Origin of the sequence: Arthrobacter sp. FW306-05-C, assembly GCF_021801725.1 — a bacterium.
Lineage (GTDB): Bacteria > Actinomycetota > Actinomycetes > Actinomycetales > Micrococcaceae > Arthrobacter.
On the sequence record NZ_CP084556.1, the window covers coordinates 3918845 to 3938144 of the forward strand.

The following is a 19300-nucleotide window of genomic DNA, read 5'->3' on the forward strand; positions in this document are numbered from 1 at the left end:
CTCAGCACTCGATGTTTTTAATCGACTTGGATCAGGTTGAGCACTCCGCCCTGGGGATCCCTTATGGTGGCCAGTGAACCGTCGACAGGGTATTCGTCCGGCTCTACCAGGACCTCGCCGCCTGCTGCCTGGGCCGCCGCTGCCGCCCCTGCAACATCCGCCACGCCGAAATAGACCTGCCAGTCGGCCTGCTCGCCTTCATCGGCAGGAACGACGCCGGCCACCTCGCTGCCGTCGATGAGCAGCGTGCTGTAGCTGCCGCCGTCGTCCTGGGGATACTCGGTGACCTCATGCCCGAACAGCTGCTGGAAGAAGCCGACGGCGGCCGGGGGCTCGGGCGTGAACAGTTCCGCCCAGGCAAGCGCACCGGGCTCGTTGAACAAGCGGCTTCCGAAGTGCGTTCCGGGCTGCCAGATCCCGGTGGTTCCACCGCCGGGAGGGGCCAGGAAGCCAAGCACTCCCGTATCGCCCACCGGCTCCGGGCCGAACAAAGCAGTGCCGCCGGTGTGGCGTGCTTCTTCCAGCACGTCCGCGGCATCCTTGGCGGAGAAGTAGATGTTCCACTTTGCGGCAGTGCCGGCCTCCAACTGGAGGGGGTTTTGCGGTGCGATCGTGGATACCAGCTCTCCGCCCACGAAGGCCTGCGCGTAGCTGCGGCCATCCGGGGTGGGAAAGTCCTGGTAGGTCCAGCCGAAGATACGGCCGTAGAAGTCTTTGGCGGCGGCAACATCCGGGGTCTGCAGATCCGCCCAGCAGGGCTCGCCGTTGGCGTACGTGGTCCGAACAGTCATCCGGTCAGGTTACCAATCCGGTCCGTGAAGCAACACGGAAAGCCCGCTGCCGCACCGGTAATCCGGGGTGGCAGCGGGCTTCGCGCTGTAAGCGGTCACCCGAACCGGGTATCAAAAAGGAGTTCCCGCACATTACCTGCGTCCGCATTCCTGCGGGATCAGTCTGTGCTTGAGCGCCACAGCAGCCGGGCCAGAGCCACGGCGGGCTTGCGACAACTAGCCGATGCGACGGTGGTCAACCTCGTCGTCATCGTCATCCAAATCATCCGCGTACTTATCCACATAAGCCGAATAGTCCGGTTCGACCGGCTCATTCGAGTAACGGCTCGTTGAACGACTGGCAGGGCCCGTCAGCTCACGCTGAAGTGCCGAGTAGTCAGTGTTCGGGGAGTAGTACTTGATGTCCCGAGCCTGCTTGGTAGCTTTTGCCTTTTGACGGCCGCGCCCCATGGCGTGACCCCCTTTTGTACTTGGACCGGAGGTGGTCACCTTGGCGATCGGTGAGGCCCCGGAATGTTTGGTCAATTTGTCGTACACCTAGATTACATGCTTTCGGCGGGCCCCGCTTGCCGCCTGGAGGCCCGCACGGCCCGGTGGGGTACCATGACGCACTCCCACCCGCGGGATTCCGGCATTTTTCTTCGGTAGAGTCACCTAAGAACTGCCGGATATTATCCGGCCGTTGGCGAGCCGCGGAACCAAACCAGGAGGATGCGCACCCGTGAACCAGCAGGACCTCCCGCCAAAACCGTCCTCGCCGCCGCGCACCGGAAGCCTGCCTAAGATCCCTAACGGAAGCGGCACGTCAGCTCCTGCGCCGGAATCCGTCACCTGGTCCCAAACGCCCCACGAGCCCGCCCTGGAAAAGCGCGCCAACAGGCGGCCGGCCGTCTGGAAGGCGTTTTTCGTCGTCGTAATCCTGGCGGTTGCGGGATCGCTGGTGTGGCTTGTCGTGTGGCTCGGCTCTTCCCCTGGCGTCCAGGCGCCGAAAACCGCTGCGCCGGGTGTGCTGCAGACCGCCGTCACTCCGCCCGCCAGCCCCCAGCCCCTCCCCCGGGAAGGGGTGGCACCCGCCGCGTACGCCGTTGGTGATTGCTTCAAGGACTTCGACCCGCAGGCGCTGACGTCCACGGTGGTGGCCTGTGACACGCCCCATTCGGCGCAGTTGGTGGCCACCCTGCACTACCCGCAGGACGCCGAGTATCCGGGTGCGGACCCGCTCAAGGCAAAAGCGCTGGAGGTCTGCCAGGCAGCAAAGCTCAGCCCGGCGGCGAAGCAGTTCCCGCTCAACTACCAGCGCAGTTACCCCAGCACCACCAGCTGGGGATCAGGCGACCGTCGGGTGGACTGCTACGTCGCGGCCGACGGCGGCAACGTGATCAACGCAAGTGTGCTGCCCTGACAGAGAGCCTGCCGGGGCAGCACACCCAAACCGCAGCGCGAGGCTAGTCCTTCCGACGCACCGACAGCCCTGAGCTCGGGGCACCGGTCAGCGTGTCGACGCTGGAATCGGTGAGTTCGCCGAAGTCCGGCGCGGTGTCCACCAGGACTGTGTCGCCGTCGCTGATCTCGCCCGCCAGGATGGCCTTGGCCAGCCGGTCGCCGATCTCGCGCTGCACCAGGCGGCGCAGCGGCCGGGCGCCGTAGGCGGGGTCGTAGCCGGACAACGCCAGCCATGCCTTGGCGCCGTCGGTGACATCGAGGGTGAGCCGCCGCTCGTGCAGCCGCCGACCCAGTTCCGCCACATGCAGTTCCACGATGTGCGCCAGTTCCTCCACCGTAAGGGCGTCGAACAGGACCACTTCATCGAGCCGGTTCAGGAACTCCGGCTTGAAGGACGCGTTCACGGTGGCCATCACGGCGTTGCGCTTGGCCTCGGCGTTCAACGACTGGTCCACCAGGAACTGGCTGCCCAGGTTGGAGGTCAGCACCAGGATCACGTTGCGGAAGTCCACGGTGCGACCCTGCCCATCGGTGAGGCGGCCGTCGTCGAGCACCTGCAGGAGGATGTCGAACACCTCGGGGTGCGCCTTCTCCACCTCGTCCAGCAGCACCACGGAGTACGGGCGGCGGCGGACGGCCTCGGTCAGCTGGCCGCCTTCCTCGTAGCCCACGTATCCCGGAGGCGCCCCGACCAGGCGGGCCACGCTGTGCTTCTCGCTGTACTCGGACATGTCGATGCGCACCATGGCACGCTCGTCGTCGAACAGGAAGTCAGCCAGGGCCTTGGCCAGCTCGGTCTTGCCCACGCCGGTGGGGCCCAGGAACAGGAACGAACCGGTAGGGCGGTTGGGGTCGCTGATGCCGGCCCGCGCGCGCCGGACGGCGTCCGACACTGCCTGCACGGCCTTGGCCTGGCCGATCAGGCGCCGGCCCAGCTCCTCCTCCATGTGCAGCAGCTTCTGGCTTTCGCCCTGCAGCATCCGGCCGGCGGGGATGCCCGTCCAGGCCGAGATGACTTCTGCAATGTCTTCCGCGGTTACTTCCTCCGCCACCATCTGCGCCGGCTTGTCCGTGACGGCAGCCTCGGCCTCCGCGGCGGCGTTCAGCTCGCGTTCCAGCGCCGGGATTTCGCCGTAGAGGATCCGCGAAGCCGTCTCCAGGTCACCTTCGCGCTGGGCCTTGTCAGCGGCGGAGCGCAGCTCATCCAGCTTGGCCTTCAGGTCGCCTACGCGGTTGAGGCCGGCCTTCTCGGCTTCCCACCGGGCATTCAGCGCGGAGAGTTCCTCTTCCTTGTCCGCCTTGTCGGCACGGAGTGCGGCCAACCGCTCCACGGACGCGGGGTCCGATTCGCCGCTCAGGGCCAGTTCCTCCATGGTGAGGCGGTCCACCTGCCGGCGGAGCTGGTCGATTTCCTCCGGGGCGGAGTCGATTTCCATGCGGAGGCGTGAAGCCGCCTCATCGACCAGGTCGATGGCCTTGTCCGGCAGCTGCCGGCCGGAAATGTAGCGGTTGGAGAGCGTGGCCGCTGCCACCAGCGCGGAGTCGGCGATGGACACCTTGTGGTGCGCCTCGTAGCGTTCCTTCAGTCCGCGGAGGATGCCGATGGTGTCCTCCACGCTGGGCTCACCTACGTACACCTGCTGGAAGCGGCGCTCCAAAGCCGCGTCCTTCTCGATGTTCTCGCGGTACTCGTCCAGGGTGGTGGCACCGATCAGCCGCAGCTCGCCACGGGCCAGCATGGGCTTGAGCATGTTGCCGGCGTCCATGGAGGAGTCGCCGGTGGCGCCGGCCCCCACCACGGTGTGGATCTCATCGATGAAGGTGACGATCTGGCCATCGGAGCCCTTGATTTCCTCAAGCACCGCCTTCAGCCGTTCTTCAAACTCACCACGGTATTTGGCGCCGGCAACCATGGAACCCAGATCCAGGGAGATCAGGGTCTTGCCGCGCAGGCTTTCCGGGACGTCCCCGGCCACTATCCGCTGCGCCAGGCCTTCCACTACGGCGGTCTTGCCCACGCCGGGCTCACCGATGAGCACCGGGTTGTTCTTGGTGCGCCGGGACAGGACCTGGACCACGCGCCGGATTTCAGAGTCGCGGCCGATCACGGGGTCCAGCTTGCCGGCGCGGGCCATGGCAGTCAGGTCGGTGCCGTACTTCTCAAGAGCCTGGAAGGTGTTTTCCGGGTCCGGGCTGTCCACCTTGCGGTCGCCGCGGACGCCGGGCAGCGCGGCGAGCAGGGCTTCGCGGGAAGCACCGGCGTCGCGCAGCAGGCGGGCAGCGGCGTCATTGCCGGCGGACAGGCCCACCAGGAGCACTTCGGTGGACACGAACGAATCGCCCAGCCGGTCAGCCTCCTCCTTGGCGTGCTGGATGGCCTGCAGCGCAGGCCGGGACAGCTGGGCCTGCTGGCTGGAGCCGCCGGACGTTGCGGGCAGGGCCTTGATGGCGCTGCTGGCCTGGACGCTGACGGCGTCGGGGTCGGCCCCGGTCGCACGGAGCAGCGCAACGGCCACGCCCTCCCGCTGGTCCATCAGGGCCTTGAGGAGGTGGGCCGGTTCCACCTGGGGGTTCCCGGCCGTCGAGGCGTTCATTGCGGCGGCGGAAAGAGCCTCCTGGCTCTTGGTGGTGAATTTGACGTCCAAAGAGAGCTCCTTTCGGGGGCTTGTTGACTAAGTTGAGTCTACTACGCTCAACTTTGAACGGCGAGGTCCACTAGCCATGTTTGCCCAAGGCGAAACGGCTGTCCAGAGCCCGAGGACCTTTTAGGAACCGGGGGCCTCCCGGGAACCGGCTCCGGCCCTGTGTTCAGGGCCCTTAGGTTCCGTACACGGACACGGCGGCAGCCTTCACCACGAAGTGCACCGTCATGCCCGGGACGAGGCCCAGGTCCGCGGAAGCGGCAGGCGTGATATCCGCGGCGAGGCTTCCGGCGCGGACGCGGATCTGGTCGCCGTGCGGCTCCAGATCGGTGATGGTGACAGCCAGCGAGTTCCGGGGGCTTCCATGTGCGTCCGTCAGGAACACGGAAACGGCCGACGGCGGGAAGACGGCGACGCCGGAACCGCCCGGCGTGTGCAGGTGGCCGGGTTCGTCGTCGTGGCCGGTGACCCTGAGGCCGCCATCGGTCCGGACCCCGGTTCCGTCGAGGGTGCCGGCAACGAAGTTCAGCCCGGCAAGCCCGGCGGCGAAAGAGCTTCGCGGGCGCTCCAGGACGGTCCGGGTGAGTCCCTCCTCCGCGATCTTGCCGTCCTGCAGGATCACCACGCGGTCCGCGAGCATCAGCGCATCCAGTACGTCGTGGGTGACGATAATGGCCTGCCGCCCGGCCAGGACGCGCTTGAACAGGCGGCGCAGCAGCGGGGCGGAGTGGATGTCCAGGGCGGCCAGCGGCTCGTCGAGCAGGAGGAGCGCCGGGTCGGCGGCGAGCGCCCGGGCCACGGCGACGCGCTGGGCCTGCCCGCCCGAGAGCTCGGCAGGACGACGCGCGGCAAGATGGTCCGCTTCGGCGTCCGCCAGCAGCCGCAGGGCCTGCTCCCTGGCCTCCCGCCTGGACACGCCGGCACTGCGGGGCCCGAAAGCGACATTCTCCAGGACGTTCAGATGGGGAAAGAGCAGGGGTTCCTGGGCGAGCAGGGCCGTGCCGCGGTCGTGCGGCGGCGACCAGGTGTGCTGTGCCCCATCGAGGTCGAAGAGCGTCCTGCCGTTGAGTTCGGCCCGGCCGCTGTCCGGCCGCAGCAGGCCGGCAATGCTGGACAGCAGGGTCGATTTACCGGCGCCGTTGGGTCCCATGACGGCGACGGTTTCGCCCGGCCGGACGGTCAGGGCCACGTCGAACCCCCGGCCGGCCACGGCTGCCTGGAAGGACAGCGTCACTGTGCGTTCCCTCCTGCCGGAGCAGCCGCCGTCGTGCGTTGTCCTGATCCGGCGCGGCCCGCTGCCGGGCGCCGGTAGGCGAGGGCAACCACCGCCACGGCCACCGCCACCAGCACCAGGGACAGGGCGACGGCGGCGTCCGGGTCCGTTTCGCGCTGCAGGTAGATCTCCAGCGGCAGGGTCCGGGTCACCCCCTGCAGGCTGCCCGCGAAAGTCAGCGTGGCGCCGAATTCTCCCAGGCTCCGCGCGAAGGAGAGGACGGCGCCGGAGGCCAGTCCGGGCAGGACGAGCGGCAGCGTGACGCGCCGGAAGACGGTGACCGGGCGGGCTCCCAGGGTTGCGGCAACCGCCTCGTACCTGGACCCGGAGGTCCGTAACGCGCCTTCCAGGCTCACCACCAGGAAGGGCAGCGCCACGAACGTTTGCGCCAGGACCACAGCCGTGGTGGAAAAGGCGATCTGCAGGCCGAGCACTTCCAGGGTCCGCCCCAGCAGCCCCTGCCGGCCGAACGTGTAGAGCAGGGCGATGCCTCCCACCACCGGGGGAAGCACCAGCGGCAGGAGCACCAGCGAGCGCAGCAGGCCCTGCAGGCGGAACGTGTCCCGTGCAAGGACCAGGGCCAACGGGACGCCCAAAACGATGCACAGCAGGGTGCTCGCGGCCGAAGTCCGCAGGCTCAGCCCCAGCGCCGTCAGCGACGGGCCGGACGTCACCAGCGGAATGAAATGGGCCCAGTCCACCCGCAGCACCATGGCCAGCAGCGGGAGCACGACGACGACGGCAGCCACGACGGCCAGCGCCCGCACCCAGCCGGGGATGCCCGAGTACGCGCTGGTTTGGGTGCGCGGGCGCGCCGCAGGCCTTCCCTGCTGCCGGGCCACCTTCCCTTGCTGCGTCACTTGCTGCCCGCACCCTCGCCGGCCGGGCCGAACCCTGCCGCGGCCAGGACCTGTTGGCCTTCCGGACCGATGACCAGGCTTAGGAAGGCCCTGGCGGTGGCCTTGTTCCGGCCGGTGGCGACACCCGCGATCGGGTAGGTATTGACTGCACCCGCAGCTTCCGGAAACGGGATGCCTTTCGCGCTGGAACCGGCGGCCGTGATGTCCGTGCCGTAGACCAGCCCGGCGTCGGCCTCACCGGAAGTGACCTTGCCCAGGACGTCCGTGACGGCATTCTCCTCGCTCACCGGGTTCAGGGTAAGCCCCGCGGCCTGAGCCACCTTGGCCGTCGCGGCACCGCACGGAACCTGCCGGGCGCAGGTGACCAGTTTGATGCCCGGCCGGGCCAGGTCCTGCAGCGAGGCGATTCCGGCCGGGTTGCCGGGCGGCACGGCGATGGCCAGGGTGTTGGTGGCAAAGTCTTTCGGCGTGCCGTCCGCGAGGCCCGCGTCCTGCATTTTCTTCATGTTGGCCGTGTCTGCTGATGCGAAGACGTCCGCCGGTGCACCCTGGCTGAGCTGGCCGGCCAGGTCCGAGGACCCCGCGAAGCTCAGGGCCACGTGTGTTCCCGGGTATTCCGCTTCGAAAGTGCGGGCGAGCTCGGTGAAGGTGGCTTTGAGGGAGGCTGCGGCAAAAACGGTGACGGTGCCGCTTGGCGTGGCGCCGGCATCCGGGGCATTGCCGGCCTGCGCGCCACATCCGGCGAGCAAAGCCGGCAGGAGGATACCCAAGGCAAGCAGCGCGGCGCAGAAGCGGGGCCTCAGGAAGGGGATGTCCTGCCTGATCATGCCGTGCCCTTCCCTTTCGGGGCCTCGATGATGACAGTTGTTGCCTTGACGACGGCGGTGGCCACGGCGCCTGGTTCGAGGCCCAGTTCGCGGACCGCCTCGCTGCTCATCAGCGACACCACCCGGAAGGGTCCGCACTGCAGTTCCACCTGCGCCATCACTTTGTCCGTGATCACGTTGGTCACCAGGCCCACGAAGCGGTTCCGCGCGGAACTGTTGCCGCGCTTGGGGTCATCCGGGAGCTGGGCCAGCTTCTGCGCGTGGGCCGCCAGTTCCAGCCCGTCGACCGCGAGCCGGCCCGAGCCGTCGCGCAGCGGGTTGAGGGTTCCGTTCTCGGTCCAGCGGCGGACGGTATCGTCGCTCACGCCAAGGAACCGGGCGGCTTCGGAAACGCGGATAAGGGCCATGGACAGATCCTAGTCCGCAAATGCGGCAGCAGAAACAGCATTAGGGCGCAAAGGAGGAGCTGAGCCTGTCCTGTGGACCCCAGGCTTCCGGACACACCGCAGCACTAGACTCGCTTCCATGGCCATTTACATCGACCCGCCGCTGTGGCCTGCACACGGAACCCACTTCTCACACCTGGTCTCGGACGCTTCCCTGGACGAGCTGCATGCCTTCGCTGCCGCCGCCGGGATCCCGGAGCGGGCCTTCGACGGCGACCATTACGACGTACCGGAACGCCGCTTCGAGGAGCTCGTGGCGGCCGGCGCGGTGTCCGTGGAGGCCAGGGTGCTGGTCCGCAGGCTCATCGCGAGCGGACTGCGCATCCCGGCCCGGCGGCGGAACAAGGCACTGAAGGTCCCGCTCCTGAACCGGTGGGAAGCCATCATGCCGGGCCATGACGCACTGTTCCTGGACCTGCTGGACCGGTGGAGCGAACCACACCGCCACTATCACGGCTGCACGCATTTGCTCTCGGTCCTGGAGGCGCTGGACCTGCTCACCGAACCGGACGAGGCGCCGCGGTCCGTGCTGCTGGCCGCCTGGTTCCACGACGCCGTGTACCGCGGCGCCGCCGGCGAGGATGAGGAGGAATCCGCACGGCTTGCCGAGAAACGCCTTTCCGAGGCCGGCCTGCCGGAGGAAGAGGTGGCGGAGACGGCGCGGCTGGTCCGGCTGACATCCGACCACCGGCCGGAACCAGGCGACGACGACGGAGCCCTCCTCTGCGACGCGGACCTGTCCGTCCTGGGTGGGGAGCCGGAGGACTACGCCCGGTATGTTGCCGCCGTACGGAAGGACTATGCGCACATCGGTGACGCCGACTTCGCCGCCGGCAGGGCCGCCGTCGTGCGCCAACTGCTGGAACTGGACCCGCTCTTCCACCACGAGCGCGCCCGGGACCTGTGGCTGGACGCGGCGCACCGCAACCTGGAAAGCGAACTGACGTGAACGCGCCCGGCTCCAGCCCGCGGCACACGTTCTCCGCCAATGCCGCGCACCGGCAACTCCCGTTCACGGTCCGGCTGGACTGGGGGCTCGCCGGGGCATTGACGGTGGCGCCCGGGGCGGATATTGCGGTGGTGGTGGACGTGCTGTCCTTCAGTACGTGCGTCAGCGTGGCGCTGGACCGGGGCGCGGAAGTCTTCCCTTACCGGTGGCGGGACACCGGCGCGGAAGACTTCGCTGCCCACCACCAGGCGCAGCTGGCGGGGCCGCGCGACGGCGGCGGGCTGAGCCTGTCCCCGACAAGCTTCAGAGATGCGGAGGGACTGGACAGAGTGGTGCTGCCGTCCCCCAACGGTTCGCAACTGTGCCACGCGCTTGCGGGGGAGGTTCCCCTGATGGCCGCGGTATGCCTGCGGAACGCGGCGGCCACGGCGGAGTGGGTGGCCGCCAATCTTCCAGGCGACGCGGTGGTGGCGGTGGTGGCCGCCGGTGAACGCTGGCCGGACGGCACACTTCGCCCCGCCGTCGAGGACCAGATCGGAGCCGGTGCGTTCATCGCCGGGCTGGTGGCTGCCGGCAAGGGCGGGTATGAAGCCGGTGACGGACGGCACGGCTATGCACCGGAAGCCGTAGCGGCCATGGCTGTCTACGAATCCGCAGAACCGCGCCTGCGGGAGATGCTGCAGCAATGCTCCAGCGGGCGGGAGCTGTCCGGGGCCGGTTACGCCGGGGACGCTGACATCGCCGCGGAACTGGACCAAAGCGATTCGGTGGCCATCCTGCGGAACGGGGCATTCCGGCAGCTTTGAGGAACAGCTTAACCCGCAGACCCGCCGCGGCAGGCCCGGGACGGGCGCCGTCACCGTCGCCGGGAGAGAGTTCAGGAATCCCTGCAGCTGTGCAAAACTGCACGGATGAGCCTGCGCATCCAAGCCATCGCCGTTGATTCGACCGAGCCCGGGATTCCGGCAGCCTTCTGGGAAAAGGCGCTGGGGTGGCGGCGCACCCATGAGGAGGATGACGAAGTCGTGCTGGAGCCGCCGGCGGGCAGCAAGGAAGACGGCGTGGTGCCCGATTTGCTCTTCCTGCGGGTCCCCGAACGGAAAGAGCTCAAGAACCGCCTGCATTTGGATCTCCGGCCCGAGGACCAGGATGCTGAAGTGGCCCGGCTCGAGAAGTTGGGTGCCCGCCAGGTCTCCGTGGGACAGGGCGCGGCCGCCACGTGGGTGGTCATGGCTGACCCGGACGGCAACGAGTTCTGCGTGCTTCGCGCCCTGAGGCCCGGCGAAGGCGGCTAGCGGTAGGTCCTGACGGGGTAGGTACTCACAAAGGGGGTACTGGTGGGCACGATCTGCTTGCCGAGCGGCATCAGGGACACCGGGATTAGCTTCAGGTTGGCGATGGCCAGCGGAATGCCGACGATGGTGATGGCCATGGCGAACGCCGTGACCACGTGCCCGATGGCGATCCAGATTCCGGCCACCAGCAGCCAGATCACATTGCCCAGCAGCGAGAAGACACCGGTGCCGCCGGGCTTATCCACCACCATTCGACCAAAGGGCCACAGGGTGTAGGCGGCGATCCGGAACGAGGCAATGCCCCACGGGATGGTGACGATCAGCAGGCAGCAGACCACACCCGCCAGGAAATAGCCCAAGGCAAGCCACAGGCCGCCGAAAACCAGCCAGATGATGTTCAGAAGTGTCTTCATGCACCCATTGTGCCCCCGTCCCTCCGACAAAAGGGTGGGGGACTCCCCTGATCCTGCCCTGATACTGGTTCGTGCCCAGGGATCCTGCCCGATCCGGTGGCCGGAACTTGGGGCTGCCGCCCTGCCAGCCCAGCCCTGGCAGCCCACCTAGACCGTGGCGGCGTCCTTGGCAGCGTGCACGAAGGCGCGGACCTTGGCCAGGTCCTTCACGCCCCGGGATACTTCAACGCCAGAGGAAACATCCACACCCCAGGCATGCGCGGCTGCCGATGCCTGGCCCACGTTCCCGGGTTCAAGTCCACCGGCGAGCAGCCAGTTGCGCCCTTGCAGCGCGGGCAGCGCAGCCACGGAGGCGTAGTCCCAGGACTCGCCGGATCCGGGCACCGCTGCATCAATCAGGAGCAGGTCCTCGCCCCAGTCCTCGAAATCATCCTGGGCGGCACCCATGGTGATGGCCCTGATCAGCTTCATGCCGGCGTCGTGCACGGTTTTCACGTCCGCGCGGGACCGGCTGCCGTGCAGCTGGATCCATTCCAGGCCCGCTGCCCGGGCGATGGCAATGGCGTCGGCCACCGGTTCGTCGCGGAACACCCCGATCGGGGAGACGGTTTTGGGGACCCCTGCCAGCAACGAAGCCGCCTGCGACGGCGAGACCACCCGGGGGCTGGCCGTGAGCACGAAACCCACGGCGTCCGCACCGGCATCCACTGCCTCGCGCACCGATTCGGGCGTGCTGAGACCACACACTTTGACGAACATTCCCGGCTCCTTCAGGCTGTTTTCGTGTTGACCCCCCGCAGGAGAGTAGCAGGGACCGGACCCAACTGCGATGCCGCCCACACGCGGCAACTAGGCTGGGCTGATGCAGATCATCCGCTTCGCAGAACTCAAGGCCCAACCGTGGCGCAATGGCGGCGGGGTGACCAGGGAAATCGCACGCCAGGACTCCGAAGACGGTGGCTTTGACTGGCGGGTGAGCATCGCTGACGTTGCCAAGGCAGGAGATTTCACGGCGTTCCCCGGCATGGAGCGCGTCCTGACGGTCATCGAAGGGGAACTGATCCTGCTTTCCGTTGACGGCGCAGAGCAGCCCCTGGAGAAGTACCGTCCCTTCAGGTTCGACGGCGGGGCCGCCACCGCTGCCAAGCTGCCCACCGGGGACATCAGGGACCTGAACGTCATCACCCGGGCGGGGGCCTTCAAGGGCTTCACGTCCATCGTTGAGCTGTCCAGGAAGCGCGCCCACCCGGTGTTCGAAGGGCAGTTCGGTGTGCTGCTGCAAGGGCAGGCGACGGTCAGCCAGGGCGGCGGAGAGCCCATGGAGCTGGGCCGCTACGACACGGTAGTGGGCTCGGACGGCGGCTCTCCCGAAATCCTGGGGCGCGGCTTCCTGGCCGTGGTGTCCATTGACCCGGTGGACACCACCGCGTAAGTACCGGCACCGCTGGTGAGGTTGGGCACCAACGGTGGCTGGCCGCCGTCGTGCGTTGCTACGCTGGAATCCAAGGCTCCGCACCCGAGCCTCCGGACGACGGTTCAGTACCCGGCACGCGACAAGACTGGCCAAAGGATCTGGTCATGTCGTGGATAATCCTCATTCTTTCCGGCGCTCTGGAAGCCGTCTGGGCGGCCGCGCTGCACCGGGCCTCCAAGGTTTCCGGGCGCCGGCGCCTCGCCCCGGCCGCCCTCTTCCTCGTGGCCGTCGCGGCCAGCACCGGCGGCCTTGCCGTCGCCATGCAGTCCATCCCCACCGGCACCGCCTACGCCGTGTGGGTGGGTGTGGGCGTCGTCCTCACTTCCGCCTACGCCATGGCCACCAAAGTGGAACCCCCGACGGCGGCGCGCCTGCTGCTGCTGTCCGGCATCGCCGCGTGCGTGGTTGGCCTGAAGGTGGTGGCGTAATGCTGAAGCGCGCACTCCCGTGGCTGGTGCTCCTGGCGTCCGCGGTCCTGGAAGCAGTCTGGGCCACGGCCCTTGGCCTGTCCGACGGCTTCAGCAAACCCTTGCCTACTGCCGTCTTCGCCGTCACTGCGACCCTGAGCATGCTGGGCCTGGGCATGGCCATCCGCAGCATTCCCCTGGGCACCGCCTACGCCATCTGGGTGGGTATAGGCGCCGCACTCACCGTCGGCTGGGCAATGGCCACCGGCGTGGAGCCCTTCAGCGTGGTGAAACTGCTGTTCATCGCCGGCATCGTGGGCTGCGCGGCCGGCCTGAAGGCGCTGCCGGCCGGAAAAGACGCTCCGGCTGCTCCCAGCAGTGACTAGGCTTTTGGCATGGACTCCCCCGAGATCGCCCAGGCCGTCGACGCGCTGCGACGCCGCATGGTGCCTGGCACGCGGACCATCCTCGGCATTGCCGGGGCGCCAGGGTCCGGCAAGTCCACTTTCGCAACCTGGCTCCAGGAGCAGTTCAGCCCGGGAACCTCGGTTGTGGTCCCGATGGACGGCTTCCACCTGGGCAACGCGATCATCGAGGGCACGCCGTTGCGTGCGCGGAAGGGCGCCATTGATACGTTCGACGGCGGCGGGTACCTCTCGCTGCTGCGCCGCCTGGCGCGCCGGGACGAGGCAGTGGTGTACGCGCCGGAGTTCCGCCGCACCATCGATGAACCGGTAGCGGCGTCCATCGCCGTCCCGGCCGACGTCCCGCTGGTGATCACCGAGGGCAACTACCTGCTGGCGGACCAGGAGCCATGGAAGGAGGTGCGGGCGCAGCTGGACGAGGTGTGGTTCCTCGAAACCCCGCACGAGCTCCGGCTGCAGCGGCTGGTTGACCGGCATGTGTCGTTCGGGATGGACCCGGAGGCTGCGCTTGCCTGGGCCAGCGGATCCGACGAGGCGAACGCCCGGCTGATCCAGGCAACCCGTCCTGCCGCGGACCGCGTCATACCCTGGCTGTAACGTCATTCTCAGGAAACGAACAGGAGCACCCATGGCTAACGCCCCCACCAACCCCGGCACTACAGTCCAGCTCGGCGACGGCCTGGCCGTCAGCCCCCTCGGGTTCGGCGGCATGGCCCTCACCCCCGTTTACGGCGAGGTGGACCCAGCGGAGGCACTGCAGACACTGCACCATGCCGTGGACGTCGGTGTCAGCTTCATTGACACAGCCGACATCTACGGCGGCGGCAGCAACGAAGAACTGATTTCCCAGCTGCTCAAGGACCGGCGGGACGAGGTCCAGCTGGCCACCAAGTTCGCGCTGGTGGGCACGCCGACGGACGGCTACACGGACATCAGGGGCGACGCCGGATACGTGCACCAGGCGGTGGAGCGGAGCCTGCGGCGGCTGGGCACGGACGTCATCGACCTCTACTACATGCACCGCCGGGACGTCCGGGTCCCCATCGAAGAGACCGTGGGCGCCATGGCCGAGCTGGTGAAGCAGGGAAAGGTCAAGCACCTGGGCCTGTCCGAAGTGACGGCGCAGGAACTGCAGGACGCCTCGGCGGTCCACCCCATCGCCGCAGTCCAAAGCGAATGGTCCATCTGGAGCCGCGATGTGGAACGCAATGTGGTTCCCGCCGCCGCCAACCTCGGTGTGGGTTTTGTTCCCTACTCTCCGCTGGGCCGCGGGTTCCTCACCGGCACCGTGGACACCTCGAGCCTGGGCGACAAGGACTTCCGCCGGAACATCCCCCGTTTCGCCCCCGATGCCGCAAGCGCCAACCAGGCCGTGGTGGACGCGGTCCGGTCCGTGGCGGACCAGCTGCAGGCCACCCCCGCCCAGGTTGCCCTGGCGTGGCTGCTGGCCCAGGGCAAGCGGCTGGGCCTGCCCGTGGTCCCCATCCCCGGCACCCGCAAGGCCGCCCGCATCGACGAAAACCTCGGCGCACTGTCCCTCGACCTCACCCCGGCGCACCTGGAGGCCCTGGACGCGGCCTCAGACGCCGTCGTCGGCTCCCGTTCCGCGGACCCCAAATGGGTGTCCGAGGGCCGGGAATAACACGCCTTTCACCAATTCCACCGCAAACCCAAAGGAGCCCCATGCCTGCCATCGTGCACTTCGAAGTCCAGATTGACCCCGCCCGCCGCGACGACGCCGCCGCATACCTGTCTGAAACCCTCGCCGCCACCCGTGCCTGGCCCGGAAACCTCGGGATCGAAGCATTGGTGGACGACGCAGATCCGTGCCACATCCTGGTAGTGGAAACCTGGGCCACCACCCAGGACCATGACGACTACGCCGCATGGCGGAAGACGCCGGAGGGGAAGCACAGGCTGGGCGAGGTTCTCGCCGGGACACCGTCAAAGCAGGTTTACTCGGAGACCATGCCGCTCGACCTGCAGCCGTCCCAGGCCTAAGCCCATGGACTCACTTCTCTACGACCTGCCGGCCCTGACCATCCGCAGCATCTCCGTCAGCGAGATGGACAACAACGTGTACTTGCTGACGGCCAAGGAGAGCGGGGCCCAGCTGCTGATTGATGCCGCCGACGACCTTCCCGCCATCCAGCAGTTGCTGGCGGACGGGGCCGCGGACACGACGGCTGTTCCCCGGCTGGCCCTCATCGCGACGACCCACCAGCACTGGGACCACGTGCGGGCGCTGAAGGAACTGGTGGCGGCTACGGGGGCGCGGACAGCCGCCGGGGCGGACGACGCCGATGCGTTGCCGGTTCCCGTTGACGTCCGGCTCAGGCATGGCGACGTTGGCAACTTCGACGGCTTTGATGTGACGGCAGTCCACCTGCGCGGGCACACCCCCGGTTCAATTGCCTTCGTTTACGAGGACCCGGACGGGCCGGCGCATATCTTCTCCGGTGACTCGCTGTTCCCGGGCGGCGTGGGCAACACGCAGAAGGACCCCGAACGGTTCAACCAGCTCCTGGCCGACGTCACGGAGCGGTTGTTCGGCGCCTACCCGGACTCCGCGGTCGTCCATCCCGGCCACGGCAAGCCGACCACTCTTGGTGCAGAGCGGCCGCACCTCGACGAATGGCGCGCCCGCGGCTGGTAGCGGCTCGCCAGCTGCCGCCAAGCCCCACGAGGAGAGGTTTCGGGAACGCATGAAGGATAGTGCCGCGGGTATCGACCGCCAGGACAACGGGACACTGGACACCGGGCAACGGGACCAGGAGCTCACTCCGGATTCGGCTGCCCGGCGAATGGTGCTTGTGGGAACGCTGGCCACGGTAGGGATAGCCATCGCGGTCCTCCTGTGGGCCAAGTGGTACCCCTATGCCCTCAAGATCCCGGCGGTGGCGGACAGCCACTCGTTGGGAAACTCCGTCTTGTCCGGCAAGGCAAGTGCGCCGCCCGCCCCCTCCTGGAACGCGGCTTTTGAGTACAGCCTGGGCTACGTCGGGTCGATCTGGCAGGCGCTGGTGGCCGGCCTGCTCGTTGCAGCGGCGGTGGAGGCGTTTCTTCCCGCCCGCCGGTTGCTCGCGCTGTTCCAGGCCAGGCGTGGCCCGGCTGTGAGCACGGTCTGTGGCGGGCTCCTGTCCATGTCATCAATGATGTGCACATGCTGCGCCGCGCCCGTCGCGTTGAATGTTCGCCGCAGAGGGGTGCCCGTCAGCTCCGCGCTCGCATACTGGCTGGGTAATCCCGTGCTCAATCCGGCAGCCCTGGCATTCATGGCCTTTGTGCTCCCCTGGCAGTTCGTGGCCGTCCGCGTGGGCACCGGCGTGATCCTTGTCTTTGGCGTCACGCTGCTCGTGAGCCGCCTGGCAAAAGGGACCAGCGTCGCCGGACCGGTGGAAGAGCCCGCTGAAACCGTGACTGCCGCGGGCGCTGTCCACAGGTTCGCCAAGGCCCTGGTCCGGTTATCGGTGCGACTCCTGCCGGAGTATGCGGTGGTGGTGATGCTCCTGGGCGCCTTCCGTGGCTGGCTGTTCCCGGAGGCCGGCACGCTCGCGTCCTGGGGCGTGCTCGCCGCCGTCCTGCTCGCCGTCGTCGGAACCCTGTTCGTGATCCCGACCGCCGCGGAAATCCCCATCATCGGCGCGTTGATGGCCGCTGGAGTTGGAATGGTTCCCCTGGCGGCCCTGGTGCTGACCCTGCCCGCGCTAAGCCTGCCGTCGATGCTGATGGTCCGCGGGGCCTTCCCGGGCCGGGTGATTGCAGCCACTGGGGCTGCCGTGATGGGGCTGGGCCTGGCGGGCGCGGCCGCCATGGCGGCGCTGACCTGAGGCACGCGGCAGCCGCGGCCCCGGTCCCTGCTGCCAAACCCGGTTTAACGCACCGAGTGCTCCGCAACTGTCGTTTAGAACCTCCTAAACGACGTTATCGGAGCACTCGATGGGCCAGGCGTTGTTACCGTCCGCGGCGCTCATTCGACGCCGGGGCGGATGCGCGGCGCGGGCCGCTGCGGGCCGGACGGCCTGAGCCGCCGTTGCCCGAGCCGCCATTACCTGAGCTGAACGAACCGCCGGAGGTTCCGCCGGTGTTGGACGACCAGACGGCCTTGCTGCCACCGGTTGCTGCTGCGCGCTGCCCGGTCGCCGGACGACCACTGCGCTGGCCGCCGCCGGAAGCGGGCCGACCACCGGCTGCCGGACGTCCACCGGAAGCGGGGCGCCCGCCTGAGGCCGGGCGGCCGGTGCCGCCGCGCGGGGCGTCGCTGCGGGTGATCCGGGAATCGCCGCGGCCTTCCGCTGCACGTCCGTCCGAACCGCGGCCGGCCGATGAGCGGCCACCTGCCGCGGGGACGTCGTTGCGGTGGGTCGAAGCGGTGCCGCGGCCACGGGCGTTGCGGCGTGCAGCTGCTGCGGCCACCGCGCGGTCCTCGTTCTGCTCGGCGTTGCGGTCGAACGCTGCGCGGGCCTCAGTGCGGCCCTCGAAAGCTGCGGCGCGGCGCTCGGCACGGGGAACGTCGCCGCGCACTGCCTCTGCTGCAACCTTGCCGCGTCCGCCACGGCCACCACGGCCACCAGCCGTGGGGGCAGCCTGGCGGCGTGCACGCTTGCGTTCCGCGTTGGCTCCGGTGGAGGTGCCGCCACCCTGCTTGGCCGTCTTGGCGGCCATCAGTGCAGCGCGGGTCCGGGGGTCGACCTTTTCGGCGATGTCACCGACGAGCTCGGCCACGATGGGCGAGCTGGCAGTGACGCGTTCGAAGCTGACGTCCACGCCGGCGGCCTTCATGAGCTTCTTCACGTCGGTCTGCTGCTCCGGCAGGGTCAGCGTCACCACGGTGCCGTCGGAACCCGCGCGGGCGGTGCGTCCGGAGCGGTGCAGGTATGCCTTGTGCTCGGTGGGCGGGTCCACGTGGATGACGAGTTCGACGTCGTCAACGTGCACACCGCGGGCGGCGACGTCGGTGGCGACCAGGACACGGACGTCACCATTGGAGAACTCAGCCAGGTTGCGGTCGCGGGCGTTCTGCGACAGGTTGCCGTGCAGGTCGACGGCGGGGATGCCGGCGTCCGTCAGGGTCTTGGCCAGCTTGCGGGCGTGGTGCTTCGTCCGCATGAACAGGACGCGGCGGCCGGCGCCGGAAGCAAGCTCCACGATCAGTTGCTTCTTGACGGTCTGGTCGTTGACCACCAGCACGTGGTGCTCCATGGTGGTCACCGCGGCCTGCGGGTCATCCACGGAGTGGGTGAGCGGGTTGGACAGGTAGCGCTGGACGATCTTGTCCACGCCGTTGTCCAGGGTGGCGGAGAAGAGTAACCGCTGCCCCTGGCTTGGGGTCATGTCCATAAGCTTCTTGACCACGGGCAGGAAGCCGAGGTCAGCCATGTGGTCGGCCTCGTCCAGGACGGTGATCTCCACGGCCTCGAGGGTGAGGATGCGCTGGCGGATCAGGTCCTCCAGGCGACCGGGGCAGGCGATGACGATGTCGACGCCGGCGCGCAGCGCCTTTTCCTGCCGCGCCTGGGAAATGCCGCCGTAGATCACCGTCGTGTTCAGACCGGCAGCCTTGGCCAGGGGCTCGATGGTGGCGTTGATCTGGGTGGCCAGCTCACGGGTGGGTGCCAGGACCAGGCCCATGGGGCGGCCGGGCTTACGGAAGTGCTTAGCTTCCCGCTCAGCGAGTCTTGCTACAAGCGGGATGGCGAAAGCGATGGTTTTACCGGATCCGGTCCGGCCACGGCCCAGGACGTCACGTCCGGACAGCGTGTCCGGAAGGGTCTTGACCTGGATGGGAAACGGTTCAACGATTCCCTGCGCGGAAAGAGTGTCTGCAAGGGCCTTGGGAGTACCGAGGGCAGCAAAAGTAGTCATGTAGTTTTTTACGGTCTTTCTGGCGGTATCCGGGCGGATATCGGCCCCCGATGCCGGTTGGACCAGGGGTTTCGCCGAAGAAAAGTCAGGTGATCAACCGGGCGCTGTAAATAGGGACAGCCGGCCGGGACCAAATGGAACGCGTTCATCGACGCAGGATGTGCCTCTCACATGAAGAAAGCCCACTCCC

Annotated in this window: 22 protein-coding genes and 1 riboswitch; of the genes, 12 read left to right on the forward strand and 10 right to left on the reverse strand. The window is 68.1% G+C overall.

The window, feature by feature from the left end; all coding sequences use genetic code 11:
* Positions 1–17 precede the first annotated feature (17 nt).
* Together LFT44_RS18215 and LFT44_RS18220 are read right to left on the reverse strand one after the other, a co-directional pair.
* The gene (locus tag LFT44_RS18215; protein ID WP_236799838.1) at positions 18–791 is read right to left on the reverse strand and encodes a VOC family protein; all 774 of its coding nucleotides are present in this window, start codon (positions 789–791) and stop codon (positions 18–20) included.
* A 216-nt stretch (positions 792–1007) separates the two neighbouring features.
* On the reverse strand, positions 1008–1241 hold the full coding sequence (locus LFT44_RS18220) for a DUF3073 domain-containing protein (RefSeq protein WP_142135039.1): 234 nt from the start codon (positions 1239–1241) through the stop codon (positions 1008–1010).
* 271 nt (positions 1242–1512) lie between these two features.
* Between LFT44_RS18220 and LFT44_RS18225 the strand changes: the two genes are divergently transcribed.
* Complete coding sequence (locus LFT44_RS18225) at positions 1513–2193, forward strand: septum formation family protein (protein ID WP_236799839.1); 681 nt, start codon at positions 1513–1515, stop codon at positions 2191–2193.
* Positions 2194–2236: 43 nt separating this feature from the next.
* On the opposite strand, the gene clpB is transcribed toward LFT44_RS18225, so the two are convergent.
* From clpB to LFT44_RS18250, 5 genes are all read right to left on the reverse strand, one after another.
* Complete coding sequence (clpB, locus tag LFT44_RS18230) at positions 2237–4879, reverse strand: ATP-dependent chaperone ClpB (RefSeq protein ID WP_236799841.1); 2643 nt, start codon at positions 4877–4879, stop codon at positions 2237–2239.
* Positions 4880–5051: 172 nt separating this feature from the next.
* Positions 5052–6110: a sulfate/molybdate ABC transporter ATP-binding protein gene (locus tag LFT44_RS18235; RefSeq protein WP_236799843.1), complete on the reverse strand. Its 1059-nt coding sequence runs from the start codon at positions 6108–6110 to the stop codon at positions 5052–5054.
* Positions 6107–6991, reverse strand: coding sequence for an ABC transporter permease (locus LFT44_RS18240; protein ID WP_442863786.1), 885 nt, complete (start codon positions 6989–6991; stop codon positions 6107–6109). The genes LFT44_RS18235 and LFT44_RS18240 overlap by 4 nt, the downstream gene beginning before the upstream one ends.
* A 14-nt stretch (positions 6992–7005) precedes the next feature.
* Positions 7006–7836, reverse strand: coding sequence for a molybdate ABC transporter substrate-binding protein (gene modA, locus LFT44_RS18245; protein WP_236799845.1), 831 nt, complete (start codon positions 7834–7836; stop codon positions 7006–7008).
* Positions 7833–8243: a TOBE domain-containing protein gene (locus LFT44_RS18250; RefSeq protein WP_236799847.1), complete on the reverse strand. Its 411-nt coding sequence runs from the start codon at positions 8241–8243 to the stop codon at positions 7833–7835. Before LFT44_RS18250 ends, modA begins: the two co-directional genes overlap by 4 nt.
* A 118-nt stretch (positions 8244–8361) precedes the next feature.
* Here LFT44_RS18250 and LFT44_RS18255 point away from each other — a divergent pair, with 118 nt between their 5' ends.
* The 3 genes from LFT44_RS18255 (at position 8362) to LFT44_RS18265 (ending at position 10526) form a co-directional block, all read left to right on the forward strand.
* On the forward strand, positions 8362–9231 hold the full coding sequence (locus tag LFT44_RS18255) for a DUF4031 domain-containing protein (protein WP_236799848.1): 870 nt from the start codon (positions 8362–8364) through the stop codon (positions 9229–9231).
* Positions 9228–10037, forward strand: coding sequence for a 2-phosphosulfolactate phosphatase (locus tag LFT44_RS18260; RefSeq protein ID WP_236799850.1), 810 nt, complete (start codon positions 9228–9230; stop codon positions 10035–10037). Before LFT44_RS18255 ends, LFT44_RS18260 begins: the two co-directional genes overlap by 4 nt.
* 105 nt (positions 10038–10142) lie before the next feature.
* Positions 10143–10526: a VOC family protein gene (locus LFT44_RS18265; protein ID WP_236799852.1), complete on the forward strand. Its 384-nt coding sequence runs from the start codon at positions 10143–10145 to the stop codon at positions 10524–10526.
* On the opposite strand, the gene LFT44_RS18270 is transcribed toward LFT44_RS18265, so the two are convergent.
* Together LFT44_RS18270 and LFT44_RS18275 are read right to left on the reverse strand one after the other, a co-directional pair.
* Positions 10523–10939 (reverse strand): YccF domain-containing protein, encoded by a 417-nt coding sequence (locus tag LFT44_RS18270; RefSeq protein WP_236799854.1) that lies wholly within the window; start codon positions 10937–10939, stop codon positions 10523–10525. The two genes, LFT44_RS18265 and LFT44_RS18270, sit on opposite strands and share 4 nt — an antisense overlap.
* A 147-nt stretch (positions 10940–11086) precedes the next feature.
* Positions 11087–11698 carry a phosphoribosylanthranilate isomerase gene (locus LFT44_RS18275; protein ID WP_236799855.1) on the reverse strand — a complete coding sequence of 204 codons (612 nt, stop codon included), beginning with the start codon at positions 11696–11698 and terminating at the stop codon, positions 11087–11089.
* Between the two features lie 103 nt (positions 11699–11801).
* Here LFT44_RS18275 and LFT44_RS18280 point away from each other — a divergent pair, with 103 nt between their 5' ends.
* From LFT44_RS18280 to LFT44_RS18315, 8 genes are all read left to right on the forward strand, one after another.
* Complete coding sequence (locus tag LFT44_RS18280) at positions 11802–12371, forward strand: HutD/Ves family protein (protein WP_236799857.1); 570 nt, start codon at positions 11802–11804, stop codon at positions 12369–12371.
* Between the two features lie 70 nt (positions 12372–12441).
* Positions 12442–12507: riboswitch (guanidine-III (ykkC-III) riboswitch) on the forward strand.
* A gap of 10 nt (positions 12508–12517) precedes the next feature.
* Positions 12518–12841 carry a DMT family transporter gene (locus tag LFT44_RS18285; protein WP_236799858.1) on the forward strand — a complete coding sequence of 108 codons (324 nt, stop codon included), beginning with the start codon at positions 12518–12520 and terminating at the stop codon, positions 12839–12841.
* A complete protein-coding gene (locus LFT44_RS18290; protein WP_236799860.1) occupies positions 12841–13206 on the forward strand; it encodes a DMT family transporter in 366 nt (121 codons plus the stop codon). Before LFT44_RS18285 ends, LFT44_RS18290 begins: the two co-directional genes overlap by 1 nt.
* 9 nt (positions 13207–13215) lie before the next feature.
* On the forward strand, positions 13216–13842 hold the full coding sequence (locus LFT44_RS18295; protein WP_236799862.1) for a nucleoside/nucleotide kinase family protein: 627 nt from the start codon (positions 13216–13218) through the stop codon (positions 13840–13842).
* 31 nt (positions 13843–13873) lie between these two features.
* Entirely contained in the window at positions 13874–14887 is a 1014-nt protein-coding gene (locus LFT44_RS18300) for an aldo/keto reductase (RefSeq protein WP_236799863.1), read from the forward strand.
* A 41-nt stretch (positions 14888–14928) separates the two neighbouring features.
* On the forward strand, positions 14929–15246 hold the full coding sequence (locus LFT44_RS18305) for a putative quinol monooxygenase (protein WP_236799865.1): 318 nt from the start codon (positions 14929–14931) through the stop codon (positions 15244–15246).
* A 4-nt stretch (positions 15247–15250) separates the two neighbouring features.
* A complete protein-coding gene (locus tag LFT44_RS18310; RefSeq protein WP_236799868.1) occupies positions 15251–15901 on the forward strand; it encodes an MBL fold metallo-hydrolase in 651 nt (216 codons plus the stop codon).
* A gap of 49 nt (positions 15902–15950) precedes the next feature.
* On the forward strand, positions 15951–17075 hold the full coding sequence (locus tag LFT44_RS18315; RefSeq protein ID WP_236799870.1) for a permease: 1125 nt from the start codon (positions 15951–15953) through the stop codon (positions 17073–17075).
* A gap of 124 nt (positions 17076–17199) precedes the next feature.
* On the opposite strand, the gene LFT44_RS18320 is transcribed toward LFT44_RS18315, so the two are convergent.
* Positions 17200–19110 carry a DEAD/DEAH box helicase gene (locus LFT44_RS18320; RefSeq protein ID WP_236799871.1) on the reverse strand — a complete coding sequence of 637 codons (1911 nt, stop codon included), beginning with the start codon at positions 19108–19110 and terminating at the stop codon, positions 17200–17202.
* Positions 19111–19300: the final 190 nt, after the last annotated feature.

Excerpts from the sequence above, each read along its gene's own strand:
- LFT44_RS18215 (WP_236799838.1), bottom strand. The coding sequence starts at position 791 with ATGACTGTTCGGACCACGTACGCCAACGGCGAGCCCTGCTGGGCGGAT.
- LFT44_RS18220 (WP_142135039.1), bottom strand. The coding sequence starts at position 1,241 with ATGGGGCGCGGCCGTCAAAAGGCAAAAGCTACCAAGCAGGCTCGGGAC.
- modA (WP_236799845.1), bottom strand. The coding sequence starts at position 7,836 with ATGATCAGGCAGGACATCCCCTTCCTGAGGCCCCGCTTCTGCGCCGCG.
- LFT44_RS18250 (WP_236799847.1), bottom strand. The coding sequence starts at position 8,243 with ATGGCCCTTATCCGCGTTTCCGAAGCCGCCCGGTTCCTTGGCGTGAGC.
- LFT44_RS18255 (WP_236799848.1), top strand. The coding sequence starts at position 8,362 with ATGGCCATTTACATCGACCCGCCGCTGTGGCCTGCACACGGAACCCAC.
- LFT44_RS18265 (WP_236799852.1), top strand. The coding sequence starts at position 10,143 with ATGAGCCTGCGCATCCAAGCCATCGCCGTTGATTCGACCGAGCCCGGG.
- LFT44_RS18270 (WP_236799854.1), bottom strand. The coding sequence starts at position 10,939 with ATGAAGACACTTCTGAACATCATCTGGCTGGTTTTCGGCGGCCTGTGG.
- LFT44_RS18275 (WP_236799855.1), bottom strand. The coding sequence starts at position 11,698 with ATGTTCGTCAAAGTGTGTGGTCTCAGCACGCCCGAATCGGTGCGCGAG.
- LFT44_RS18280 (WP_236799857.1), top strand. The coding sequence starts at position 11,802 with ATGCAGATCATCCGCTTCGCAGAACTCAAGGCCCAACCGTGGCGCAAT.
- LFT44_RS18285 (WP_236799858.1), top strand. The coding sequence starts at position 12,518 with ATGTCGTGGATAATCCTCATTCTTTCCGGCGCTCTGGAAGCCGTCTGG.
- LFT44_RS18290 (WP_236799860.1), top strand. The coding sequence starts at position 12,841 with ATGCTGAAGCGCGCACTCCCGTGGCTGGTGCTCCTGGCGTCCGCGGTC.
- LFT44_RS18295 (WP_236799862.1), top strand. The coding sequence starts at position 13,216 with ATGGACTCCCCCGAGATCGCCCAGGCCGTCGACGCGCTGCGACGCCGC.
- LFT44_RS18300 (WP_236799863.1), top strand. The coding sequence starts at position 13,874 with ATGGCTAACGCCCCCACCAACCCCGGCACTACAGTCCAGCTCGGCGAC.
- LFT44_RS18305 (WP_236799865.1), top strand. The coding sequence starts at position 14,929 with ATGCCTGCCATCGTGCACTTCGAAGTCCAGATTGACCCCGCCCGCCGC.
- LFT44_RS18310 (WP_236799868.1), top strand. The coding sequence starts at position 15,251 with ATGGACTCACTTCTCTACGACCTGCCGGCCCTGACCATCCGCAGCATC.
- LFT44_RS18315 (WP_236799870.1), top strand. The coding sequence starts at position 15,951 with ATGAAGGATAGTGCCGCGGGTATCGACCGCCAGGACAACGGGACACTG.
- LFT44_RS18320 (WP_236799871.1), bottom strand. The coding sequence starts at position 19,110 with ATGACTACTTTTGCTGCCCTCGGTACTCCCAAGGCCCTTGCAGACACT.